The following is a 25,038-nucleotide window of genomic DNA, read 5'->3' as shown; positions in this document are numbered from 1 at the left end:
AGTGAAAGGGATTAGAACTTATAATGAAATTTGCCGTGCTTGATTTTGAAACAACAGGAACCCAATCCGTGGGTGAAATCATCCAGGTTGGCCTTGCCATTATAGAAGAAGACCGGTCCATTTCCAGGGTGTATGGTTCCTATGTCAAGCCCGGAACGCCAATTCCCCCCTTTATAACGGGATTGACCGGAATTACGGACAGTGATGTGCAGGACGCCCCTGAACTGGATGAGATGATGATGGAGCTTGTTCCGCTGCTCGACGATGTTGTGCTGGTCGGTCATAATGTGGCTTTCGACTTTCATTTCCTGCAGAATGCGCTTGACCGGTGCGGTTATTTGCCGTTCCAGGGCCGGATTCTGGATACGATTGATTTTCTTAAGATATGCTTTCCGTCACTGACCACCTATCAGCTCGGGGCAGTAAGTGCCCATTTCGGCCTCACACATGAGCGTCCGCACCAGGCGGACAGTGATGCTCTTGCAACTGCACTGGTCCTGCTGAAATGTCTTGAGGAGCTATACAGCTTCCCCCTGCTGACCATCCAGCGTCTGAATGAACTGTTTGCGGACGAAGACAGTGACCTGGCCTGGTATTTCGACGGGCTGCTGCATGAGCGGGAAATGGAGACTTTCCAGCCTGAGGGTGAGCTGACCTTTTACCGCCAGCTGGCGCTGGCTGCAGGAGACTGGACCGAGCTGATGCCTCCCAGAGAGGAAGGAACCGGCAATCCTCTGCAGAATATTACCTTTAAGGAATATATGGAAGAGGTGACCCAGCGTCTTAAGGAGGCCCTGCCCCAATACGAAAGCCGTGAAGCCCAGGAAATTATGATCCATGAGGTGATGACGGCACTTGAAAGTGACAAGCATCTGTTAATCGAGGCGGGTACGGGTACCGGCAAATCCCTGGGTTATCTGCTTCCGGCCATCTACCACAGTGTGCGCTCGGGACAGAAGGTCATGGTGAGCACACATACCATCAACCTTCAGGACCAGCTGCGTGAGCGCGACATCCCCCTTTTGACAAATGTCGTGCCATTTCCGTTTAAAGCTGCGGTCTTCAAGGGGAGAGGACACTATTTGTGTCTGCGCAAGTTTGAACATAAAATAAATAAAAAGGACTTCGCGAGTCCCCGGGAAGAAGCGCTTACTGCAGCGCAGATGATTGTATGGCTGACACAGACCCAGTCAGGTGATGATGAGGAGCTGAATCTGAACGGCCGCGGCGGTGATTTCTGGGAGACTGTGGCCAGTGACACGGATTCTTGTCTGGGACGCTCCTGCCCCTGGTTCCGCAAATGTTATTACCACCGGGCCAAGCACGAAGCCGGAATCGCTGATGTCGTAGTGACCAACCACTCCAAGCTGTTCGCAGACGTCAAGGCCGGCCATCAGCTGCTACCGGCGTATGAGCACCTTATTATTGATGAAGCGCATCATCTGGAGGACATTGCCGGGAAGCATCTGGGCATGCAGATGAAATACTTCACGGTTGCCCATACGCTTACACGCCTCTATAAGGACAGCAAGAGCGGACAGCTGCCCGTTCTGCGCCAGACTCTGCAGTCTTCAGGCAGCGAGCAGGCGGCTGAATGGAGCGGGGTGATCGATAGAATCTACCCGGAACTGCTTACGGTAAAGGAATCTTGGGACGCGCTAAGCGACAAACTGTTTGCATTGCTGCCCGAGCGCAGCGATGCCGCAGCAGGAGAAGCGGGACAGCTGGTTACGCGACTTCTGCCGGGTGTTCAGCCAAAGGGCTGGGAAGAAATAGCTGCGCTGGAGAACACCCTGAACCTGAGCCTGAGCGAAATTATCCGCAAAGGTGACAAGATGCTTAGCGAAATGCGCGAATCGGAGAGCCAGTCTTCCTCGGACAGTCTGGTGACGGATATCGGCGGGCTGTTCAAGGACTTGGCCTCCATCCGCGAGCAGGTGCGGTTTTTCATGAACCTGAACGACGAGAATATCGTCTACTGGATGGAGGGCAGCGGCAATTACCGGGGGAAATCACTGCAGCTGTATGCTGTTCCGGTGGATGTCAGTTCCCAACTCAAGGAGCTGTTTTTCGATAAAAAGAAAAGCATTGTCCTGACCTCAGCCACACTGTCCGTGGATAAGTCCTTTCAATTCATGATTGACAATCTTGGATTGGGCGAGTCCGCAGAACAGGGGCGTCTGATGACAGCGCTGCTGCCGTCGCCGTTTAAGTATCGTGAACAGGCACTTCTGGTTATCCCGCGCGATTTCCCCAGTGTCAAAGGCAGTGTGGGGGATGCCAGGTTTGTCGATAAGCTCGTGCATTCACTGGCGGAGGCTGCAGTGGCGACACAGGGCCGAATGCTGGTGCTGTTCACATCTTATAAAATGCTGCGCCAGGTTTATGATCCTCTGAAGGAGGCGCTTGCCTCACAGGACATCACTGTTCTGGGGCAGGGCGTAGAGGGCGGAAGCCGCAGTAAGCTGATCCGGCGTTTTCAGGATAGTGCCGCTTCCGTGCTGCTGGGGACAAGCAGTTTCTGGGAAGGGGTAGATATTCCCGGTGAGGCGCTGACCTGTCTGGCTATTGTCAGGCTGCCGTTTCAACCGCCGAACCATCCGCTTGCGGAGGCGAAGGCTGAACTGCTGCAGGCACAGAAAAAGAACCCTTTTATGAAGCTGTCGGTACCCCAGGCGGTCATCCGGTTCAAACAGGGCTTCGGCAGGCTGGTTCGCACTGCACAGGACCGGGGGATTGTCATTGTATATGATACCAGGGTTATCGAATCTTATTATGGAAAGTACTTCCTGTACTCGCTTCCTGGACCCAAAATGGAGCATATGCTCACCGATCAGATGGTCCCGCGTATCGCCGAATGGCTTGAAGACGGCAGTGTGTCCTGATTCTGCTATACATTCTAATTTTTATTATTAGAAATTATGATTATTTTCTGTTGCGGATCAGAAATTTTGTTAAGTAGAGATAAATAAAATTTAGCTTTTGAAAAGCCGGGGCTGGTTTATCCAGAAACAACGGCAGAAATGCCGTTGTTGAGGAAGCGGAGGCTGGTTTCTCTAGAAACAACAGCAGAAATGCCGTTATTGGAGTGTAGAAGGCTCGTAATGCCCGGAAATAACAGCAGAAATGCTGCTGTTGATGCGTTGAAGGCTGGTGAGTTCAGAAACAACGGCAGAAATGACGTTGTTGGAGTGCTGAAGGCGAATATGTCTTTGGTTATCACCTATAGTTCGGTCCTCAGGCGTTCTGCTAACGAAAGGGCGCCGGGGGATGGACTATAATTTTGGAGCGCTAACAAACTTAAGATGATGCTTTCGAAGTGAGTTTTGTACGAAGTATTTCAGGAAGTATACGCTAACAAAACTTAAGATGATGCTTTCGGAGTGAGTTTTGTACGAAGCTGATCTAAGAAGCATACGCTAACAAAACTTTTAGGAGGAGAAAATATGAAATCGGACAAAATATCGGAGGCTGTGGTGCGCAGACTGCCTGTGTACCTGCGTTTTCTGAATGATCTTCAGAAGCGTGAAATCTCCACCGTATCTTCACAGGAGCTGGGGCAGAAGCTGGATCTGAATCCGGCGCAAATCCGCAAGGATCTGGCCTATTTCGGCGATTTCGGCCGAAAAGGCATCGGCTATGATGTATCATATCTGATTGAGAAAATCCGCCATATCCTAAAGCTTGACCAGCAGATCAATGTGGCTCTGGTGGGTGCAGGTAATCTTGGACACGCATTATCCAATTACAATGCCTACTTAAAGGACATGATGAAAATCACCGCAGTCTTTGATTCCTATCCGCCCAAGATCGGGCAGAAAATCAACTCACTGACTGTCCAGCCTATGGAAGAGCTGGGGAGCACAATCCGCGAGCAGGGCATTCGCATCGGTATTATTACTGTACCGGACAGTGAAGCGCAAACCGTTGCAGATATTCTGGTGGATTCAGGTATTGAGGCGATCCTCAATTTCGCACCGGTGATTTTGAAGACGCCTGCCAACATCCGGATTCACGCCGCTGATTTTACCACTGATTTGCAGAGTCTGGCCTATTACTTGCATGATGGAAAGGACGAAACGGAAGATGAGCAGCAATAAAACTGTAATTGTAAATGGGCGGTTTCTGGTACCGGGTACGGAGCAGCCGGTGTTAAGCGGTTATATGACCATAGAAAATGATCTCATCACATACATAGGAGAAATTGAACCTGTCATTGAAGAAGGTACCCAGACCATTGACGGCAGCCGTCTGCTGTTCATGCCGGGTCTGGTCAATACCCATGGCCATACAGCAATGTCCCTGTTGCGCGGCTACGGGGATGACATGGTGCTTCAGAACTGGCTGCAGGAAAAAATGTGGCCGATGGAAGAAAAATTCACCGGAGACGATGTCTATTGGGGGACTTCCTTGTCTGTACTGGAAATGCTGAAAGGCGGCACCACCACCTTCCTGGATATGTATGACCACATGGACCGTGTTGCCGAGGTTACCGAGCTGTCCGGCATCCGTGCCGTGCTGATGCGCGGGGTTATTGGCCTCTGTCCGGAGGACGTGCAGAACCATAAATTGGCCGAAGCGGTTGCTTTTGCGCGGAACTGGCACGGGAAAGCGGACGGAAGAATCACAACGATGATTTCACCCCATGCCCCGTACACCTGTCCGCCGGAGTTTTTTGTGAAGTTTGTTCAAGCCGCCCATGATTTGGATCTGCCGATGCATACGCACATGTCGGAAACCCGGCGTGAAGTCGAGCAGAATGCCGAGGATTACGGCCTGCGTCCGGTAGCCCATCTGGAAAAGCTGGGAATGTTCACCCGCCCGTCCCTAGTTGCACATGGTGTTCATTTGACCGATGAAGAGATTGAGATTCTTGCCCGTTACAATGTAGGAGTGTCCCATAATCCAGGCAGCAATCTGAAGCTGGCAAGCGGAGTAGCCCGGGTACCGGAGCTGCTGCGTGCAGGAGTCACAGTATCGCTTGGCACCGACGGCGCGGCGAGCAACAATAATCTCGATATGTTTGAGGAGATGCGTCTAGCTGCCTTGATCCACAAAGGCGTGAGCGGAGATCCGACGGCGGTTCCGGCACCGGAAGCGCTGCTGATGGCGACCGAATACGGCGCACAGTCGATTTTTCTGGACCGGGTCGGCCGGCTTGCTCCGGGAATGAAGGCGGATTTCATTGCGCTGGATATCGACCAGCCGCATTTCCTGCCGCATACGGACCTCCTGTCCCATGCCGTATATTCGGCAAGCGCAAAGGATGTAGCGCATGTCTGGGTGGACGGCAAGCAGGTTGTGAAGCATGGGCAATGCCTGACGCTGGATGAGGAACAAATCCGGCGCAAGGCGCAGGAGACTTTTGAGGGCCTGCTGAAGCGGTAAAAGAGCATGATCGATGAAGCATTTTGAGAAAGGGAGCTGTACTTTGAAGAAAAGAAGAAAATGGCTTCTGCTGGGAATACTCCTGGTTCTTCTCCTTCTGTTCGGACTAAGCCAGTTCTATGCTTACGTGATGAAAGACCAGTGGAGCGAACGCAGCGCAGCCACAAAGGTTGCTGAAGCCCGGGCAGGACTGACAGAGGTGACCCGAGCCCAGAAGTCTGTCTGGGATGAAAACTCGATTTACTGGGTTCTTACAGGCCGTAACACAGCCGGGACGGAGCTTATGGTCTGGGTCCGCTTTACGCGTGACGGCAAGCCTGCCGGAGGGAACAATGATGTGTACGCTGAAGAAGTCTCCAAAGGGATGTCAGAGCAGAAGATCCGTTCCATCATTGCCTCAGACTTACCGGGAAGCACCGTTGAGCGGCTCCTGCCGGGTGTGTACAATGGAGAATATGCGTGGCAGCTGTTTTACAAGTTGGAGGGACGCTATTATTACAAGTTTTACCGTTTTGCGGATGGAAGTGCGATTGGCGACGGCTATAGCTTGCCTAACCAGTAATAAGCGCATGAGCCAATATACAGCGGGTAGACAAGTTATTGTCTGCCTGCTTTTTTTGTAACTTGAAGGTTGACGGTAGTGCAGGAACGTGCCGGGCTTATCAGCAGCTTGAAGCGGACATGGGGAGGAAGCAATTGAGCGGGCGCTAGTTGGCAAAAGGGAACTTATTTCTCCCCAAAATCAACAATCTTGAGTGTAAAGTGGAAAAAGGATACTTGTATGGGGTATATTCCTTTGTGAAGAACAAAATGAGCTGAATTAGTGTGCCTTTTTCCATTTAATTTACCGGAGAACAGGGTGCTGAGGAGAATTAGTTATTCTTTTTCCAACTAGCACCTGCGGGGAAGCGGTGTGGGGGTGAACTGGGATGACGCGAACACGGCAGCTTATCGGGAAGGTAATGAATGGAGGGATGGTCAGTAGAGATTTTGAATATATCTTCGGGTATATACATATGAGGCGGATCTAGCAGCGTCTGTTGGATAAATTTGTGCTTATCCGAAGCATCCCAAAAAGACCGCAGCCCTAAACGTTGCGGTCTTTGCTGTCGATATAAGGGGAAACAGGCTGTCATTTTGCCCAAAAATTAGTACTGAAAATTTTAAATATATTCACACTTTTCTTCGAATTCGTATATACACCTGTGATATACTACTATTTGTACTTAGGCATGTTTAAGAGCATGCCAGTCTCGGAAGAGCGCTAGACCCGCTATTTTTTAAAATTTATTATGTTTTCACTTTTTTATCATTGAGAGGAGGACGTTTCTTGAAACTACGTCTTATGCCAGTACTGCTAACGTCTCTGCTGTCGGCTGCGCTTTTGTTTGGCGGCTGGTATTCCTATCGGGAGTTCGCTGTGCAGGAGCCGCTGCAAAAAATTGTATCTGCATATGAGGGAGTGAATGATTCCCATATCTCTATTAAACGCAATGAGGTCACTTTGAAACTGGATTTGCAGCCGGGCACTAAATTGCGCGAACTGGTGCAGTATGTGAATACCGAAGGCAGATCGGCGATTGACGGCCGGACACTGAAACTGGATGTGGAGCAGCATTCCAGCGAGCTGCTGGATGAATATTGGGATCAAGCGATGTTCTCGGTTGCTGAAGCAATGGAGAGCCGTAAATATACATTAATTCCCGCGAAGCTGGATGAACTGAAAACTCAGAATTCCAAATACAGCGGTGTAACTGCAGCAACCGAAATTGATGACAATAACGTATATGTGAGCCTGAGCGACGGCAAGAAAAGCAAATTTATGATTTTGCCACGCGCTGCGGCAACGATGGGAGTGTGGAATAATGCCTAAGTTCTGGAAAGAGGTATTAATCGGATTTGTTCCTGTACTGGTGATATTTATGGCTTTTGTCGGGATTAATATTTTCCCGGTGATCATCGCGGCAGGCATGGTCGGCGCACTTCTGCTCATTGCCCATCTGCGCGGGGGGCTGACCGTAAATGCCGGAGGGGACAAAAAACGTAAAAAGAACGGCCCGTCGAAGCTGACTTTTGAAGAAATCGGAGGACAGGATAATGCCAAGCAGGAGCTGCGCGAAGCGTTGGATTTCCTGATCCGGCATGAAGAAATCAGCAAGTTCGGCATCCGCCCGCTGAAGGGGATTCTGCTGACAGGCCCTCCGGGAACCGGGAAGACCCTGATGGCCAAAGCGGCAGCGCATTATACCAACTCCGTATTCGTAGCCGCATCAGGCAGCGAGTTCGTTGAGATGTATGTGGGGGTCGGCGCCGGACGTGTGCGCGATCTGTTCAAAGATGCGCGTGCGCGTGCCCTCAAGGAAAATAAACAAAGCGCGATTATTTTTATCGATGAAATTGACGTCATCGGGGGCAAACGCGAAGGCGGACAGCAGCGTGAATATGATCAGACGCTCAATCAGCTGCTGACGGAGATGGATGGAATTTACAATAATGATACGCCGCGCATCCTGCTGGTTGCGGCAACGAACCGCAAGGAGATGCTGGATTCGGCGCTGCTGCGCCCCGGCCGCTTTGACCGTCATATCCAGGTGGACATGCCGGACAAGAAGGGCCGCAAGTCCATCCTCGATCTGCATGCCCAGAACAAGCCGCTGCATGAGGAGGTTGACCTGGACAAAATAGCGGAGGAGGCTTATGGCTTCTCCGGTGCCCAGCTTGAGAGCGTGATGAACGAAGCGGCGATCTACATGATGCGCGAGAACCTGACTCAAGTGGAGCAGCGCCATCTCTCGATGGCGATCGACAAGGTCATGATGGGCGAGAAGACGGACCGGGAAACCAACCATGAAGAGAAGAAGCGGGTAGCTATCCACGAGCTGGGACATGCCATTATGGCCGAGCTGCTGCGTCCGGGAAGCGTTAGCCAGGTTACGCTCACACCCCGTGGACAAGCCCTGGGTTACGTGCGGCATAATCCGCAGACCGAACAGTATCTGTACACTAAGGATTACCTGGAAAATCAGATTATGATTGCCCTTGGCGGCGCTGTGGCGGAAGAAATGTACTATGGTGGCCGAAGCACAGGATCACGCGGAGATTTTGACCAGGCGCTCAATATCGTGGAGACAATGATGAAGTCAGGGCTAACCTCACTGGGTATCGCGAATCTGCAAATGGTTACCACAGAAGAGTTAATGAAGGAAAACAGTAAAATTTTGGACGAGTTAATGGTACGGACGCATGAGCTTCTCGGCAAGCAGCGAAATGTATTTGATTACTCCCTTGACATTTTAATGAAAGAAGAAGTTCTCTCCGGAGAGCAATTTCGTTGTCAATTTCGTGACAGTGTCCTTTTACCGGCATAATTCTTTATGCCGGTTATTTTTTTTTACTTTTCAGACATGCTAAGATATTATTATATGTCGGGCTACTTATTTTTTACGACAGACAAGGTACAATACAAAAGTATAGATACCTGAAAGGATGGAGACTTTTAGATGAATTTTAAGAAAATTGGTGTCATCGGTGGTGGCACAATGGGCCAAGGGATTGCTGAAATGCTGGCAGCCAAGGGCCTGGATGTTATGCTGGTGGAGAAAACCGCAGAAAGACTGGACTATTCTTATGCAATGATCGAGACAAGTCTCGACAAACAGCTTGAGAAATGGGCTATTACCCAAGCCGAAAAGAAGCTTATCCTCAGCCGTATTCAAAAAGTGACACACTTCGCAGAACTCAGCTCCTGTGATATGGTTATTGAGACCATTACCGAGGATCTGGAAGCGAAGCAAAAAGTATTCAATCAGCTCGATCAGGTGTGTCCGAGTCACATTATTCTGGCCAGCAACACGTCTACACTCAGCTTGACTGAGCTTGCCAGTTCTACAATGTACCCGGAACGCGTCATCGGCATGCATTTTATACATCCTGTAGGGAAGGTGGATCTCGTTGAGATTGTGCGCGGACTGAAAACTTCCGACAGCACTTTTGAAGATACCAAAGCCTTTGTTGATGAAATTGTTGAGAAAAAGGGCGTCATGATTTACGAATCCCCGGGGTTTGTATCTTCACGCCTCATTTGCCTGTTTATAAACGAGGCTATGCATGTTCTGCAAGAGGGTGTTGCTTCTCCTGAAGATATCGACGATGCTATGCGTATCGGCTACCAGTTCCAGCATGGGCCGCTTGAAATGGCTGACCGTTTTGGTCTGGATTCCGTTCTTGCCGCACTGGAAAATATGTTCCGTGAGTACGGTGAACTGAAATACCGTCCTTCCACGATTCTTAAGAAAATGGTGCGTGCGGGACAACTGGGCATGAAATCGGGCGAAGGCTTCTTCAAGTATGACAAGGATGGTGACCGTGTATGAATATTCTAGTTATTAATTCAGGCAGTTCTTCTCTAAAGTACCAGCTGTACAATATGACCGATGAATCCGTACTTGCCAAAGGTTTGGTAGAGCGCATCGGGATGGATTCCTCCATTCTGAACCATAAGCCGACCGGGAAGCAGGAAGTTACGGAAGTCAGCGAAATTCTTGAACACAATACAGCGATCCGCAAAGTGCTGGCCTGTCTGACTGACAAGGAGCACGGTGTGATCTCTTCGATCGACGAGATCAATGCTGTTGGACACCGCGTAGTTCACGGCGGCGAATTTTTCAAGGCTTCCGCACTGGTTGATGCCGATGCGAAGACCAAGATCCGCCAGCTGTTCGATCTTGCACCGCTGCATAATCCGGCTGCAATGATGGGGATTTCAGCAACTGAGGTCAACATGCCCGGCGTGCCGCAGGTTGTTGTTTTTGACACTGCGTTCCATCAGACGATGCCTGAGAAGGCTTATATGTATGCCATTCCAAGAGTGCTGTACAACAAATACAAGGTCCGCCGCTATGGCGCACACGGCACCTCCCATGATTTCGTCAGCAAGGCTGCTGCTGAATTCCTGGACCGCCCGCTTGAAGATCTCAAGATCATTACTTGCCACATCGGTAACGGTGCCAGCGTGACTGCCGTTGACGGCGGCCTGTCTATCGACACTTCAATGGGGATGACACCGCTTGAAGGTCTGATGATGGGTACCCGCAGCGGTGACTTGGACCCGGCTATCGTTCCTTACGTAATGAACAAGGAAGAGTTGTCCGTGGGTGAAGTTAATTCGATGCTGAACAAGCATAGCGGCCTTTTGGCTATTTCTGGCGTCAGCAGCGACATGCGTGATATTATTGATGGTGCGGAAAAAGGCGAGCCTAACTCTACGCTTGCTTTTGATATGTATGAGTACCGTCTGCGGAAGTATATCGGTTCTTACGCTGCAGCGATGAACGGAGTAGATGTAATTGTATTTACTGCCGGTGTTGGCGAGAATGCCGCCGTGCTGCGTGCCAAAGTGCTGAATAACCTTACGTTCCTTGGAATTGAACTGGATGCAGAAGCCAATAAGGTCCGCTCCGGCGATCCGCGCCGTATCTCTACGGCAGAGTCCAAGGTGCAGGTGCTCGTGGTTCCGACAAACGAGGAGCTTGTCATTGCACGCGATACTTATCGTATTGTGCAAGGAATTAACGGCTAAATCAGAGGAGAGATCATTAGGCATGGCTAACAAGAGTGTAATCAAGAACGTGAATGAGCATGTTGGAGAAACTGTTGTGATTGGATGTTGGATCAATAACAAGCGCTCCAGCGGCAAAATTCAGTTCCTGCAGCTCCGGGATGGTACAGGCTATATTCAGGGCGTAGTGGTGAAATCGGAAGTGCCGGAGCAAGTATGGGATGATGCCAAAAGCCTGACGCAGGAAAGTTCACTGTATGTGACCGGAATCATCCGCGAGGAGCCGCGCAGTCAATCCGGATATGAAATGACTGTGACGGGGATACAAGTATTGCATCTTACAGAGAATTATCCGATCACCCCGAAGGAGCACGGCGTGGATTTCCTGATGGATCACCGTCACCTCTGGCTTCGTTCCGCGAAGCAGCGGGCTGTGCTCGTGATTCGTGCGGAAATCATCCGCGCGGTTCAGCAATTTTTCAACGAGAACGGATTTACAAAGGTGGATCCGCCAATCCTGACGCCAACCTCGGCAGAAGGTACTACCAATCTGTTCCACACCAAGTATTTTGAAGAAGATGCCTATCTGACGCAAAGCGGACAGCTGTACATGGAAGCTGCGGCAATGGCGCTTGGCCGTGTCTATTCCTTCGGTCCGACCTTCCGTGCCGAGAAGTCCAAAACCCGCCGTCATCTGATCGAGTTCTGGATGATTGAGCCGGAAATGGCCTTCACCGACCATGAGGAAAGCTTGCGAGTACAGGAGGAATTCATCAGCTTTGTAGTGCAGTCCGTGCTGAAGAACTGCCGTGCAGAGCTGGAAGCGGTTGGCCGCGATGTCTCCAAGCTGGAGAATATCAAAGCGCCGTTCCCGCGTATCACCTATGATGATGCGATCAAGTTCCTGAATGAAAAAGGATATGAGATTGCCTGGGGGGATGACTTCGGGGCACCGCATGAAACAGCGATTGCCGAGGCCAATGACAAACCGGTTTTCATTACGCATTACCCGGCTTCGTTCAAGGCATTCTATATGAAGCCGCATCCTGAACGTCCTGAGGTTGTGCTCTGCGCGGATATGATTGCTCCTGAAGGCTATGGGGAGATCATAGGCGGATCCCAGCGTATCGATGATCCGGCATTGCTCGAAGAGCGCTTCAAGGAACATAATCTTTCAATGGATGCCTACAAATGGTACATGGATCTGCGCACATATGGTTCTGTGCCGCACTCCGGTTTCGGTCTTGGACTTGAACGGACAGTAGCTTGGATTTGCGGTTTGGACCATGTGCGGGAAACGATTCCGTTCCCTCGTACGTTGTACCGTCTGTACCCATAGGCTGGCAAAGGGGGCTGCGCATGGACGGCAAAGGATGGAATACCTGGGGCGAAGGCGTGTCATTTGGCCTCCAGAACGGGATGGCCGTCATTCCTTACGCGCTCTTGAAGTATTACCGGAAGCTCAACTTGACTGGCAGTGAAGCGATGCTGCTGATTCATCTGTTCTCTTTCCGCCAAGTGGAAGGAATAGAGTTCCCTTCCCTGGAGGAACTGCAGGCGGTGACAGGGCGGAGTATTACCGCAATAGCAGGAGAACTGCAGAAGCTGATGAAGGAAGGCTTCATCAGCATTGATGAAGACAACGATGAGCTGAGGGATATCCACTATGAACGCTATAATTTCTCTGGATTGTACGGCAAGCTTGGCGCATTTTTGGCAGGAGCTGTTCAGGAATCGGCCAATTCCTCCAGCCCCAAGCCTGCTGGAAATCTGCCAAGCCTTCGTGAATCTGCCCATCATACCGGAGCTCCTGCTCCTGATGGCGGATACGGTAGAACGTTCCCTTCTGCAGCGGGTAAAGACGCTGAAGAGAACCGCAGTCTGTTTACCATTTTTGAGAAGGAATTCGGACGCCCGCTTTCCCCCATGGAATGTGAAACCATCTCCGGCTGGGTAGACCAGGACAAATACCCCGAGGAATTAATTCTGCTGGCTCTGAAAGAGTCTGTATTCGCCGGAAAGATTCATTTCCGCTATATTGACCGCATTCTCCTGGAATGGGCCCGCAACCGGGTGAAAAATGCCCAGGATGTCAAAGCTTATACCCAGAAGTTCCGCGGCGGCGGGAGATAACTAGGATACCTGGAAAGATATAACGCACAGCGGTTTAATCTTATATTTAATAAAAACACCCGTACTATACCTGGCTGCATCAGCCTGGAAGTACGGGTGTTTTAGATTTAAGGTTAGCTATGGAATCGCCTGGTGTGTATAGGATCCATCGTTTATGAGAGCTCTTTTTCCAGGGCCAGACCCATTTCACGGGAGCGTTCGGCACAGCGGTTCACAGCGGAAATTACCGTCTCGAAGAAATCGCCCTTCTCCAGCACTTCTAGTGCTGCTTGTGTGGAGCCGTTCGGCGAGGTCACTTTTTTGCGCAGGGCGGCTGGTTCTTCACCGGTCTGCTGCACCATCCGGGCAGCGCCAAGGACAGTCTGAACCGTCAGCTCTCTGCTCTGTTCGGCCGGCAGGCCTCCACGGATTCCTGCGGCGATCATCGCTTCCATCATGTAATAGATATATGCTGGACCACTGCCCGAAATCCCGGTCAGGGTCTCCATACGTTCTTCATCAATGACCGAGGTTAATCCGACAGCCTCAAAAATATTGAGCGCCGTCCGGCGGCTCTGCTCGTCCACTTCTTTGGAATAAGCGATGCCGGTTGCTCCCAGTCCAATGGAGCTGGAGGTATTAGGCATGGTGCGCACTACCGGCTGGGACTTGCCGAGCAAGCCCTGCATCGTACGGATGGTCATCCCCGCGATCACGGAAATCACCAGCTGATCCGGAGAGAGCAGAGTTCCTAAGCTGCGGAGAGCCTCGGCAGCATCCTTCGGCTTCATGGCAAGCACGATGACCGGGGCTGTGCGCAGATAATCATTTTTTTGTTCAGGATCATTGCTGCCGAGGACTCCGTACCGGCTGCGCAGCTCGCTCAGGCGTTCACTGCTGCTGCGGTTCAGCATCACGATATTACCGGAATCGACCACATTGCGGGCAATCATCCCGCGCACAATCGCTTCCGCCATCGAACCCGCCCCGTAAAAAACAATCTTATGATTAATTAATGGAACTGCAGGTTGCTGACACATGGCTCTTAGTCCCCCTAAAAGTTTTGAGCGTATTCTTCATCGAATCTCTCCGAAAAACTTGCATCGGAAGCATACTCTTAATTTTGTGAGCTAGGCTCACTGTAATATATGCTTACCCCCGGATTTGTCCCGAGCCGTGAATTTTGTATTTGGTTGAGGTCAGCGCCGGCAGTCCCATAGGGCCGCGGGCATGCAGCTTCTGGGTGCTGATGCCGATCTCTGCCCCAAATCCGAACTCGAAGCCATCGGTGAAACGCGTCGAGGCATTATGATAGACAGCCGCGGCATCCACTTCCTGCAGGAAACGTTCGGCGTTTCCAACATCCCTGGTTACAATGCATTCGGAATGTTTGGTGCTGAACTCGGCGATGTGCTGCAAGGCTTCGTCCAGGCCATCGACAATTTTGATGTTAAGAATATAGTCATTGTACTCGGTGGCAAAATCTCCTCTGGCTGCGGGAATTGCCCACGGTATCAGGGCTACAGTCTCCGAACAGCCGCGCAATTCCACAGGGATCTTGCGGAAGGCTTCTGCTAATGGAAGAAGATGCTCTGCGGCATAGTCCCTGTGGACCAGCAGCGTTTCCATGGAGTTGCACACAGAAGGGCGTTGGGCCTTGGCATTTAAACTGATGGATAATGCCATTTCCGGGTCAGCGCCGGCATCTAGGAAGGTATGGCATATGCCTGCTCCCGTTTCGATGACGGGTACCGTGGCATTGAGCACGACGTTCTGGATCAGCGCACTCCCGCCGCGCGGAATAATGACATCAAGCAGTCCGTTCAGCTTGAGCATTTGATCCACAGAGGAGCGGTTCGGATCTTCGATCAGCTGCAGCGCCTGGCTTGGAATGGCTGTTTCGGCAAGGGCCCGGTGCAGCACTTCGATGATTTTGCGGTTGGACGACAGAGCGGAGGAGCCGCCGCGCAGGACAACGGCATTTCCGGTTTTTAGACATAACCCGGCTGCATCTACGGTTACATTGGGCCGCGCTTCATAAATAATGCCGATGACACCCAGTGGAACGCGGATCTTTTGAATGTGCAGCCCGTTCGGGCGTTCGAAGGTTTCCAGGCGGTCGCCAATCGGATCTGGGAGCTCGGCTATTTGCTGAAGCCCCTCTGCAATGCTTGTGATCCGGCTGACGTCCAGTGCCAGACGGTCCAGCATCGATTCGGGAGTGCCGCCGAGCCGTCCGCGCTCCAAATCTTCAGCATTGGCGGCGATGATGGCTGGAGCTTCACGGATCAGGGCTTCTGCCATGATCTGCAAGGCCTCATTTTTTTGCCCGGTACTCAGGCTGGCCAGAACACCGGCAGTTTCCTTAGCTAATGCTGCCTTGTCAACAACCTCACTCATATTAACCCTCCTAAAAGATTTGTTAGCGATACTTCCTGAATTGACTTCGATCAAGCTGCTTGGGAAGCATACGCCATATTGTGTTTGAAGATGTTACCGCAGGTTAGCGCAAGGTAATCCATTCATCACGGTGGATGACCTCCAGGCGGTGAACCTCGCCCAGCCTCGGTACAATCTGACCGCTGGGCAGCCCCTGGATCGTGCGCAGCTGGGAGTCGTCGTAATTCACAATTCCCCGTCCGAGAAGCTTGGCGTCCGGACCAAGGACCTCTACCACATCACCGGAATGAAAGCTGCCTTCAATCCGCTTTACCCCAACCGGCAGCAGGCTGTGCCCGCCATGGAGCAGCGCCTCTACTGCACCTTCATCTACATACAGGGAGCCCAGCGGGGTGGACATGAAGCCAAGCCACTGTTTCTTAACAGGCAGGGAAGAGAGCGTTGTGTCAAAATAGGTACCTTTGCCGGTGCCTGCCGCTGCCAGCTGCAGATCGCCAGGTTCGGTTGCCCTGCCTACAAAGACGGGCACTCCGCCGCGTGTGGCGATTTTGGCCGCATCGATCTTGGAGCGCATGCCGCCAGTGCCTACACTGGAGCCCGCTCCCCCGGCAATGGCATAAATCTCCGGAGTAATCTCCTCAACACGCTCATACCGTGTGGCGCCCGGATGCTTGCGCGGATCTCCGCTGTACAAGCCGTCCATATCCGTCAGAACGAGGAGATGGGAAGCTTTCAGGAGATTGGCTACCAGCGCGGATAAGGTATCGTTATCCCCGAATTTCAGCTCATCTACCGAAACGGTATCATTTTCGTTGAATATAGGCACAGCTCCCTGCCGGAGCAGCTCTTCAACCGTCATTACAGCATTATTCATTGCCCGGCGGCTGCAAAAGTCGGTCCTTGTCAGCAGAATCTGCGCGGTGGGGATGCCATATTTCGCAAAAGCCTCTTGATAGGCCTGCATCAGCATCACCTGGCCCACCGCCGCTGCCGCCTGCTTCTCATGCAGCAGCTTGGGACGTGTAGGGTAGCCGATGCCCCGGAATCCGGCAGCTACAGCTCCGGAGGTAACCAGCAGCACTTCACAGCCGTCCTTCTGCAGACCGGCGATCTCAGCGGCAAAAAAAGCAACCGCTTCACGGTTCAGTCCGCCTTCCGGTCCGGTAAGCGAGCTGCTGCCGATTTTGACCACGATTCGTGTTGTCAATGTCATTCACTTCCTTCTCGATTGTACAATATTTCATGCGGGAAATGACAAAAAGCCCCCATCCTTAGACTTAGCAAAGGACGAAAGCTTGTTAACTTCCGCGGTACCACCTTCATTGATGAGGGTTCATCCGACTTCATTCTCATAACGGGAGTTTCCGTCCTGCTAGGCAGGCCGCTCGGGGGTAGGATTTCCGAATGGACAACCGCGGTGAATTCTCCCAGCCTGCCGGAATTCACTCTCTGATCGCGGGTAAGCGCCTATTCGTACTGGTCCCGTCTGCACGTTTCACTGTTTGTCATCTAGAATACCATGGAGGAGTGGGGTTTGCAAAGAGCAGGGGAGGATTATTTTTGGCAGGGGCATTGTCAGGGAAATCTAATGTTTATCCTGTAGGAGATGGGGTAAAATACTTATAATCTGTTACCAGGAGGTGGATAGACTTGAGTAAGAACGACAACGTCCAGCAGGAACAGAATCGAAATTCCACGGAAGCAGCCGAGGTTCAAAACAAGGCTATGCGGGAATTTGTTGAGGAGAACACCGTGGATTCACGCACAAAAGGTCTGGTCGACGAGAGCACAGCCCGGATGACCGATGATCAGAACCGTCTGGTCACCCAGCATAATTTGCGCAAATAAGCTGCAAGCCGAAACGGCTGCAGAGGCAAGAAACGTTCCGTTTCAATGAGAAAAAGAAAGAACCTTTATAGCATCGGTATATAGCGTTTCATTTCATTTTTTGAAAAGCCCTCCCAGCCGCAAAAGTGAGCCGGAAGGGCTTTTTTCATAGCAGTAAACTATACTGGACAAAAACAAGTATAACTTGAATTTTAGTAACTATTCCACTGATAGATCTTTGACCGTCGTTCTGAACGTTTCCATAAAAGCCTCGGCAGCGTTGGACAAATAGCGGCCGCGCCGGTAGGCGACGACCAGTGTACGGCTGGGCACCGGATCGGCAAGCGGCAGGTATACAGGAACAAATTCACTGCGCGGCGCACGGGCGATAAAATGGGGAACCAGTGTCACACCCATTCCGGTAGCAACAAGCGATTGAACCGTTTCCATATTATTGCTTTCAAATACAATACGCGGCTCAAAACCGGCGGCACGGCATAATTCGACCGTCATTTTACGGAAACCCTGGCCTTCTTTAAGGACAATAAACGGTTCATCCCTTAATTCCTCCAAAGCAGTGCGAATTCCGGAGGCGCTCCGCGAAGCGAGGGAATGCTCTGGAGGCACGGCAAGGTCGATCCGCTCTTCACCCAGCACCTCGTAGGCAAGTGTAGGGATCTCCAGCGGCAGGGAGAGCAGGCTAAGGTCGGTTTGACCGCTGGCTGTCAGTTTTTCCAGGTTCATGGAGGAGTCCTCCAGCAGTGTAATTTCGACCTCGGTATACTTACTCTTGAACACGGGAAGTACATGCGGCAGCAGATGGGCGCCGGTAATGGGCATGCTGCCTACAACCACACGCCCCTTCCGCAGCTGGGAAATATCCGACATCTCCTGGCGAAGCAGCTCCACAGCATCAATAATGGTCTGGGCCTGCTCCACAAATTTCTCGCCGGCGTGCGTAAGCTCCACCGAACTGGTATTGCGCTGGAAAAGGAGGACACCCAGCTCCTTTTCCAGTTTTGAAAGCTGCTGGCTGAGTGAAGGCTGGGCGATATGCAGTTTGTCTGCTGCCCGGGAAAAATTCCGCTCTGCCGCAATTTGCAGGGCATATTGCAACTGTCTGAGTTCCATAAACAGATTCCTCACCTTTAAATAGATTGTTGCTTATAAGTATAACCTATAAATATTGTTATTAGTATAGGTGGTATATCCGAGAAGGATGAGCCAGAAATAAGATCCCCGATGTTCAAGCCAAAGGTTATCCATTAGCCTGCAACTGCAATTCCAGAGATGGTATAGCTTATGGGAGGGAAGGATAGATTGCATGGACAATTTTTCATAAAAAAATAAAGGGGACTGCCTGCCGCTTATAGGCCAAACCTATGGCTTTTATAGAAATCATATCTTGGAATTATAAACACCGCGATGTTATATTTAGATCATTCAAGAGAGACTCCACTTTCTCTTCCAATGAACGATTCTACTTTATGAGGTGAAGACATGGGCAATAAGACAATGTTTGAAAAGATTTGGGACAATCACGTAATTCATCAAGAGGAAGGCAAGCCAAGCATTATTTACATCGACCTGCATCTGGTGCATGAGGTCACATCCCCGCAGGCTTTTGAAGGACTTCGCCTCAGCGGCCGCAAAGTGCGCCGTCCGGGCCTTACTTTTGCAACGATGGATCATAACGTTCCCACTAAGGACCGTTACAATATTACCGATCCTATCTCCAAGCAGCAGATTGATACGTTGTCACAGAACTGCCGTGATTTTGGCGTAAGATTGTTTGATCTGAACGATATTGACCAAGGTGTAGTCCATGTTATGGGGCCGGAAATCGGATTGACTCATCCCGGCAAAACTATCGTCTGCGGCGACAGCCATACTTCCACACATGGTGCTTTCGGCGCACTGGCATTCGGGATCGGCACCAGTGAAGTTGAACATGTGCTGGCAACCCAGTGTCTGCAGCAGTCTAAGGCCAAAACGATGGAAGTCCGTTTCACGGGCAAACGCAATCCCGGCGTAACGGCCAAAGATATGATTCTTGGTGTTATTGCCAAGTACGGCACTGATTTTGCCACGGGTTATGTCATTGAGTATACCGGCGAAGCCATCCGTGAGTTGTCGATGGAAGAACGTATGACGGTCTGCAACATGTCGATCGAAGGCGGGGCAAGAGCGGGGCTGATCGCTCCGGATGAGACTACCTTCAACTATCTGCGCGGACGCCAGTATGTGCCGCAGGGCGCGGCCTATGAAGCTGCGGTTGAAACCTGGAAGGGGCTTGTCAGCGATGAGGGTGCCCAGTATGATACCGTTGTTGAATTTGATGTGGAGACATTAATTCCGCAGGTAACCTGGGGAACCAGCCCGGGTATGGGTACGGATATCACCTCCACTGTGCCGAACCCGGCAGATTTCACGACGGAGAACGAACGCAAGGCAGCTGAAAAAGCGCTTGAATATATGGATCTGGTACCGGGAACGCCGATTTCCAAAATCGGGATTGACTATGTCTTCATCGGCTCCTGTACGAATGGACGCATTGAAGATCTTCGCGCCGCTGCTGAAGTAGCCAAGGGGCATAAGGTATCCAGCCAGGTTACAGCTATTGTGGTACCGGGATCGGGACGCGTGAAGATGCAGGCCGAGAAGGAAGGGCTTGACAAAGTATTTACAGAAGCAGGTTTCGAATGGCGCGAAGCGGGCTGCAGCATGTGCCTCGCCATGAACCCGGATGTCCTGCAGCCCGGACAGCGCTGCGCATCCACCTCGAACCGGAACTTTGAAGGACGCCAGGGACGCGGCGGACGTACGCATCTGGTATCTCCTGCTATGGCGGCTGCGGCTGCGATCAAAGGCCATTTTACCGATGTCCGTGACTGGAACTACAAGGCGGAAGCCGTTAACGCATAGAACTTGAGAGAGCAGGAGGAACTAATCATGGAAGCATTCAAGAAATTAACCGGAATTGTTGCCCCGGTAGACCGGGTAAATGTAGATACGGACGCTATTATCCCTAAGCAATTTTTGAAACGGATCGAACGTACAGGCTTTGGACAGTTTTTGTTCTACGAATGGCGTTTTGACGAAGCCGGAAATGACAATGCTGCGTTTGAAATGAACAAACCCCGCTATAAAGGGGCTTCGGTTCTGATCTCGCGGGCGAATTTCGGCTGTGGCTCCTCACGTGAGCATGCGCCTTGGGCCATTATGGATTATGGCTTCCGGGTCGTCATTGCCCCTTCGTATGCCGATATCTTCTACAATAACTGCTTCAAAAACGGGATTTTGCCGATCAAGCTGTCGGAATCCCAGGTAGATGAGCTGTTCAAGCGTACAGCAGAGCATGACGGCTACGAATTGACGGTGGATCTGGAGAATAACCTGCTCCGGGATGATTATGGACTCAGCATTACATTTGAGCTGGATGAACACCGCCGCCAATTCCTCCTGCAGGGACTGGATGATATCGGGCTGACGCTTCAGCATGCCGATGAAATTGCCGCCTACGAGGAGCGCCACGCTGCTAAGCTGTTTGCATAAGAAAAGTCAATATAAAAACTTTACAAGATTTACACAAAACTTCTATTTCCGGGTGTCGGAAATAGAAGTTTTTTTGCTATAATCGATATATTCATTGCCCGAGAAGGCAACTTTTGGAGATTTCTGTCGTCTTAATCTTATCTATGTATTTAACATTTGCCAGAAGGAGAGGAAAGGATGAGAAGAGCCGGACAACGAGTGCTATTTCTATTGCTGCTGCCACTGCTACTGCTATCATTCGCCGGCCATGAAGCCGCAGCTGCCGGGAACAGCGCGGGCAGAATTGTTATGGACAACAAAGAGCTGGAGATTCCCAAAGGAATCAAGTTAGAGAACGTAAATGGAAGCGTTATGATTCCCATCCGTGTAGTCGTTGAGAATTTGGGTTTTGAGGTGCTGTGGGAGCAGAAATCCCACAAAGTAACAGTCCAGCAGGACGGCAAAAGTGTACAACTGGCTGTAGGCAGCAAAACGGCCGATGCCGATGGAGTCACACTGGCCCTGAATGCGGCACCGAAACAGACGGGCGGGACGGTGCTGGTGCCTATCCGCTTTGTAAGTGAGCAGTTCGGGCTGAAGGTAGGCTGGGACAACAGTGACAAGACCGTCTACTTGAGCGGCGGAGCTATCGACAGCCCAGGGGATTCAAGCAGTTCCCAGCCTTCTGCCGCACCGTCTCCTACAGCAGTGCCAGCCCCAACCTCTGTTCCGGCAGTCAGCCAAGGGACAGAAGGAGATATTGTAACCGGAGTGACAGAACCCACTCCTACTCCTATTCCTGGCAGTGCGGGTACGCCTGCAGGTTCGCCGCAGGTCATGGGGGCGGTGTTCAGCGAGAACCGTTTGATTGTATCCGTAGCAGGGTCGGTTAAGCCTAACATAACCCAAATGGGCAGCCCGGACCGGATTGTCATTGATTTTCCGGGAGCTGGCTTTGCACCCGGTTTTGCTGGCAGCTTTCCGGGAGTTTCTGCCAGCGGAAGCCCTCAGGGCAAGCTTGATGTCAGCGGATACCCGCTGATTACCGAGGTGCGTTACGCGCTCTTCAGCGTGAGTCCGCCTACCGTAAGATTTGTAATCCAAACTGTTGGCAGCCAGCCTTACCAGCTAAGTAAGGATGATAGTACAGGATTGGTAACCGTTGACTTGAATGTTGCAAGCAGCGGAACAACTCCCACTGGGGGGACCGGAATCACCGGCAAGCCGGTAGTGGCACTTGACGCCGGTCATGGCGGCACTCAATCCGGAGCCGTCAGTCTTACAGGCAAGCTGGAGAAGAACTTCAACCTCGCTGTGATTCAAAAGGCGGGAGCATTGCTCATGCAGTCAGGACTGGTTGACGTAGTATTCACACGCACAGAGGACGTTACGCTTGGATTGCAGAAGCGTGTAGACATTGCGGAAGCGGCGAAAGCCAATCTGTTCATATCCGTCCATGGCAACTCATTGCCTGTAGAATACCCGAACAGGGATAAAGTTAACGGGAGCGAGACTTATTATTCACGGGCCGAAAGCCTGCCGCTTGCCCAGATCCTGCATAAACACCTGGTAGCAGCGACGGGGTTCAAGGATAACGGAATAAGAAGTAAAAGTCTCCATGTCACGAGAGAAACCAGCATGCCGGCAGTGCTTCTGGAGGTAGGTTACCTTACTAACCCGGGAAATGAATCGGCCATGTACAGTGAACAGCTTCAGGACAGCCTGGCCCGGGAGATCGTTGCCGGAATTATAGAATATCTCGGATTGTAACTTGGCTCTACCGGAAGATGCAAGTGAGGAAATAGGTTTGGATATGGTATATATTCGCAACTTTTAAAGAAACCCGGCGTCTAATCAATGTCGAAGGCTGTCAGGCAGACTGGCATCATGAACGCTTTTTTTGGGCGGAATACTAGATTCTTGAGGTGAAGAATGAAGAAATTTGCTTTTATGCTGTTGCTGCTGCTCTTTGTAGTTGTTCTGCCGGGGCAAGGACATGCCGCTGGCGGGAACAACAAGATTTTTCTCGATGGCAAGGAGCTGACGGCAGGACAAGACGTTCCAGTCGAAAATGTGAACAACTCCATTATGGTGCCGCTAAGAATGATTGCCGAGAATCTGGGGTACCAGGTGAATTGGGATCAGAAGAGCAAGACGGTTACAATTGAACAGCAAGGCAAGACCATCAAGCTGATTGTCGATCAGACTGCAGCTTCCGTCGATGACAAGACCGTAGTACTTACGACAGCACCGCTGCTTAGGAGCGACACGACGTTGGTGCCGATCCGGTTTATCGGTGAGCAGTTTGGCTTGAAGGTGACCTGGGACAACACAGCCAAAGTTGTAAATCTTATTACCCCGGAAATTCCCGATAGCACCAATAATACGGGAGAAAGTTCCGGTGACGGCGGGACAAGCGTAGTCGTGCCTCCGGTGGATACAACGACAAATCTGACCATGGTTAATGGTATCAGCTTTAGTGAAAACCGTCTGACCATTGCGATGGATGGAAATTCGCAGCCCGTGGTATCCAAGGCAACAGGGCCGGACCGGATAATCATTGATCTTCCGAATGCCACGTTCTCAGATGTATTCGGAACGGGTCAGATGCTGAGCCCGGATCTGAATGGTTCGCTTGCAGTGACGGATTACCCGGATGTTTCAGGAGTGCGCTACTCGCTATACAGCACTAATCCGTACACTGTCCGGTTTGTGATTGATCTGAATCAGGCCAAGAATTATAGTGTTAATGTGTCAGGGGATGTCTCCAAGCTGGTCGTTGTGGATTTGAATGCGGCAAGCACTAATGACACTGCCACATTACCCGGCAACAGCGGACGGAAGCTTGTGGTGCTGGATGCAGGACATGGCGCCAAGGATTCCGGGGCAGTCGGGGTTACAGGCAAATACGAGAAAAACTTCAATCTGGCAGTTGTCCTTAAGGCAGCTGCACTGCTGAAGCAGGAAAACATGGTGGACGTCGTACTTACCCGCAGTGATGATACTTTCCTGGAATTGAAGGAACGGGCAGGAATGGCCAATAATCTCAAAGCCGATCTGTTTATATCCGTTCATGCGAACAGTGGATCATCATCTGCAGCCAGCGGCTCGGAAACCTATTATCAGCGGGCGGCAAGCAAGGCTCTGGCGAATGTAATGCATAAATATTTAGTCCAAGCTACCGGATTAAGCGACAGGGGAGTTCGTTATGGGAACTTTCATGTGATTCGGGAGACTACTATGCCTGCCGTGTTGCTGGAAGTCGGATATCTGAGTAATAAGGGAGACGAATCCCTGCTGTTCTCGGAAGATCTGCAGAACAAGGTAGCCGCCGGCATTGTCGCCGGCATTAAGGAATATCTCAAATTATAGCAGCAGCCAAGCGGCACAGCAGGGCCGCAAAGTCAGCTTTCGGCCTTAGCAGGTCAAAAAGGCTTTGCGGCCCTGTCTGCCCATATTCATCCAGAGGGGGTAATTGTTGATGAACAAGAAATTGACATATGCAGGTATTGCAGCTTTGCTTCTGCTTGTGATATCCGGCTGCGGTGATAAACCTACAGCAGCTCCGGCCAATGAACAAGGTCAAGATTCCACAACGGTTGTCAATGGAGCAGGCAGCAATGAAGGAGGAGAGGGCGCTACCGCTACCGCTACTGCAACAGCATCCCCATCCGCTCAGCCGACAGAAGAACCTACAGCATCCCCTGCAGCTACAGAGCAGCCCACAGCACCAGCCAAACAGAGCAAGAGCATTTCCGTGTATTATACGGATCCTCAGCAAATGAAGCTGGTTCCTGCCAAGACCGATATAAGCTATACCAATGATGTGGAGAAATACAGTGAGGCTTATAAATCGCTGCAGAGCAGCAGCAATTCTGACCAGGTGCCTTTATGGGGGGGAATTGAGCTTAAATCGCTTAAATTCACTGACGGGCAGATTATTATGGATATCCATAAGCCGGATGAGGCACAGCTCGGAGCGGGCGGCGAAGCTTTTGCCATCAGCGCGCTGGTCCAAACCCTCTTTCAATTCGAAGAAGTGAAGAGCATTGAGGTTCTTGTGGATGGCGAGCAGGCGGAAAGTCTCATGGGCCATGTGGATCTGGAACATCCGTTTACCAGAGAGAACAGCGGGTTGTAAGGAAAATGCAGGAATAAGCCTGCTGACTGGCGAAATACCTACAGTCTATTAAAAATACAACCATAGAGAGGGGAATAAC

The 25,038-nt window shown here is 51.2% G+C and carries 20 protein-coding genes; 16 read left to right on the top strand and 4 right to left on the bottom strand.

Annotated features, from left to right (window positions below; translation table 11 throughout):
• The first annotated feature begins 23 nt into the window (after positions 1 to 23).
• The 10 genes from dinG (at position 24) to PGRAT_RS19655 (ending at position 13,078) form a co-directional block, all read left to right on the top strand.
• Positions 24 to 2,885, top strand: a complete 2,862-nt coding sequence (gene dinG / locus PGRAT_RS19700) for an ATP-dependent DNA helicase DinG (RefSeq protein ID WP_042267086.1) — start codon at positions 24 to 26, stop codon at positions 2,883 to 2,885.
• Positions 2,886 to 3,446: 561 nt separating this feature from the next.
• Entirely contained in the window at positions 3,447 to 4,100 is a 654-nt protein-coding gene (locus tag PGRAT_RS19695; RefSeq protein WP_025703683.1) for a redox-sensing transcriptional repressor Rex, read from the top strand.
• Positions 4,087 to 5,388, top strand: coding sequence for an amidohydrolase (locus tag PGRAT_RS19690; RefSeq protein WP_025703684.1), 1,302 nt, complete (start codon positions 4,087 to 4,089; stop codon positions 5,386 to 5,388). Before PGRAT_RS19695 ends, PGRAT_RS19690 begins: the two co-directional genes overlap by 14 nt.
• Positions 5,389 to 5,431: 43 nt before the next feature.
• Positions 5,432 to 5,950 (top strand): cell wall elongation regulator TseB-like domain-containing protein, encoded by a 519-nt coding sequence (locus tag PGRAT_RS19685; protein WP_025703685.1) that lies wholly within the window; start codon positions 5,432 to 5,434, stop codon positions 5,948 to 5,950.
• A 768-nt stretch (positions 5,951 to 6,718) separates the two neighbouring features.
• The gene (locus tag PGRAT_RS19680) at positions 6,719 to 7,261 is read left to right on the top strand and encodes a hypothetical protein (RefSeq protein WP_025703686.1); all 543 of its coding nucleotides are present in this window, start codon (positions 6,719 to 6,721) and stop codon (positions 7,259 to 7,261) included.
• On the top strand, positions 7,254 to 8,756 hold the full coding sequence (locus PGRAT_RS19675; protein ID WP_025703687.1) for an AAA family ATPase: 1,503 nt from the start codon (positions 7,254 to 7,256) through the stop codon (positions 8,754 to 8,756). The genes PGRAT_RS19680 and PGRAT_RS19675 overlap by 8 nt, the downstream gene beginning before the upstream one ends.
• Before the next feature lie 132 nt (positions 8,757 to 8,888).
• Positions 8,889 to 9,761, top strand: a complete 873-nt coding sequence (locus PGRAT_RS19670) for a 3-hydroxyacyl-CoA dehydrogenase family protein (protein WP_025703688.1) — start codon at positions 8,889 to 8,891, stop codon at positions 9,759 to 9,761.
• Positions 9,758 to 10,966, top strand: coding sequence for an acetate/propionate family kinase (locus tag PGRAT_RS19665; RefSeq protein WP_025703689.1), 1,209 nt, complete (start codon positions 9,758 to 9,760; stop codon positions 10,964 to 10,966). The genes PGRAT_RS19670 and PGRAT_RS19665 overlap by 4 nt, the downstream gene beginning before the upstream one ends.
• Positions 10,967 to 10,988: 22 nt before the next feature.
• Complete coding sequence (asnS, locus tag PGRAT_RS19660; RefSeq protein ID WP_025703690.1) at positions 10,989 to 12,284, top strand: asparagine--tRNA ligase; 1,296 nt, start codon at positions 10,989 to 10,991, stop codon at positions 12,282 to 12,284.
• 20 nt (positions 12,285 to 12,304) lie between these two features.
• On the top strand, positions 12,305 to 13,078 hold the full coding sequence (locus tag PGRAT_RS19655; protein ID WP_025703691.1) for a DnaD domain protein: 774 nt from the start codon (positions 12,305 to 12,307) through the stop codon (positions 13,076 to 13,078).
• A 152-nt stretch (positions 13,079 to 13,230) separates the two neighbouring features.
• Here PGRAT_RS19655 and proC read toward each other — a convergent pair whose 3' ends face one another.
• The 3 genes from proC to proB form a co-directional block, all read right to left on the bottom strand.
• Positions 13,231 to 14,097: a pyrroline-5-carboxylate reductase gene (gene proC / locus PGRAT_RS19650; RefSeq protein WP_025703692.1), complete on the bottom strand. Its 867-nt coding sequence runs from the start codon at positions 14,095 to 14,097 to the stop codon at positions 13,231 to 13,233.
• A 112-nt stretch (positions 14,098 to 14,209) separates the two neighbouring features.
• Positions 14,210 to 15,457 carry a glutamate-5-semialdehyde dehydrogenase gene (locus PGRAT_RS19645; protein WP_025703693.1) on the bottom strand — a complete coding sequence of 416 codons (1,248 nt, stop codon included), beginning with the start codon at positions 15,455 to 15,457 and terminating at the stop codon, positions 14,210 to 14,212.
• Positions 15,458 to 15,560: 103 nt separating this feature from the next.
• Positions 15,561 to 16,664, bottom strand: coding sequence for a glutamate 5-kinase (gene proB, locus PGRAT_RS19640; protein WP_025703694.1), 1,104 nt, complete (start codon positions 16,662 to 16,664; stop codon positions 15,561 to 15,563).
• 443 nt (positions 16,665 to 17,107) lie between these two features.
• Here proB and PGRAT_RS19635 point away from each other — a divergent pair, with 443 nt between their 5' ends.
• Positions 17,108 to 17,305, top strand: a complete 198-nt coding sequence (locus PGRAT_RS19635) for a hypothetical protein (RefSeq protein ID WP_025703695.1) — start codon at positions 17,108 to 17,110, stop codon at positions 17,303 to 17,305.
• A 198-nt stretch (positions 17,306 to 17,503) separates the two neighbouring features.
• On the opposite strand, the gene PGRAT_RS19630 is transcribed toward PGRAT_RS19635, so the two are convergent.
• Positions 17,504 to 18,415: a LysR family transcriptional regulator gene (locus tag PGRAT_RS19630; RefSeq protein WP_025703696.1), complete on the bottom strand. Its 912-nt coding sequence runs from the start codon at positions 18,413 to 18,415 to the stop codon at positions 17,504 to 17,506.
• A 369-nt stretch (positions 18,416 to 18,784) separates the two neighbouring features.
• On the opposite strand from PGRAT_RS19630, the gene leuC reads away from it, so the two are divergent.
• The 5 genes from leuC to PGRAT_RS19605 all read left to right on the top strand — a co-directional run bounded on the left by leuC (position 18,785) and on the right by PGRAT_RS19605 (position 24,959).
• Positions 18,785 to 20,209 carry a 3-isopropylmalate dehydratase large subunit gene (leuC, locus tag PGRAT_RS19625; protein WP_025703697.1) on the top strand — a complete coding sequence of 475 codons (1,425 nt, stop codon included), beginning with the start codon at positions 18,785 to 18,787 and terminating at the stop codon, positions 20,207 to 20,209.
• Positions 20,210 to 20,236: 27 nt separating this feature from the next.
• On the top strand, positions 20,237 to 20,839 hold the full coding sequence (gene leuD, locus PGRAT_RS19620) for a 3-isopropylmalate dehydratase small subunit (protein WP_025703698.1): 603 nt from the start codon (positions 20,237 to 20,239) through the stop codon (positions 20,837 to 20,839).
• A 177-nt stretch (positions 20,840 to 21,016) separates the two neighbouring features.
• Positions 21,017 to 22,588, top strand: a complete 1,572-nt coding sequence (locus PGRAT_RS19615; protein WP_025703699.1) for an N-acetylmuramoyl-L-alanine amidase family protein — start codon at positions 21,017 to 21,019, stop codon at positions 22,586 to 22,588.
• Between the two features lie 162 nt (positions 22,589 to 22,750).
• Entirely contained in the window at positions 22,751 to 24,190 is a 1,440-nt protein-coding gene (locus PGRAT_RS19610; protein WP_025703700.1) for an N-acetylmuramoyl-L-alanine amidase family protein, read from the top strand.
• A gap of 109 nt (positions 24,191 to 24,299) precedes the next feature.
• Positions 24,300 to 24,959 (top strand): GerMN domain-containing protein, encoded by a 660-nt coding sequence (locus PGRAT_RS19605; protein WP_025703701.1) that lies wholly within the window; start codon positions 24,300 to 24,302, stop codon positions 24,957 to 24,959.
• Positions 24,960 to 25,038 lie beyond the last annotated feature (79 nt).

The organism is Paenibacillus graminis (assembly GCF_000758705.1).
In the GTDB taxonomy this organism is placed as follows: Bacteria; Bacillota; Bacilli; order Paenibacillales; family Paenibacillaceae; genus Paenibacillus_AQ; species Paenibacillus_AQ graminis.
This window is presented reverse-complemented; position numbering and strand designations above follow the sequence as displayed.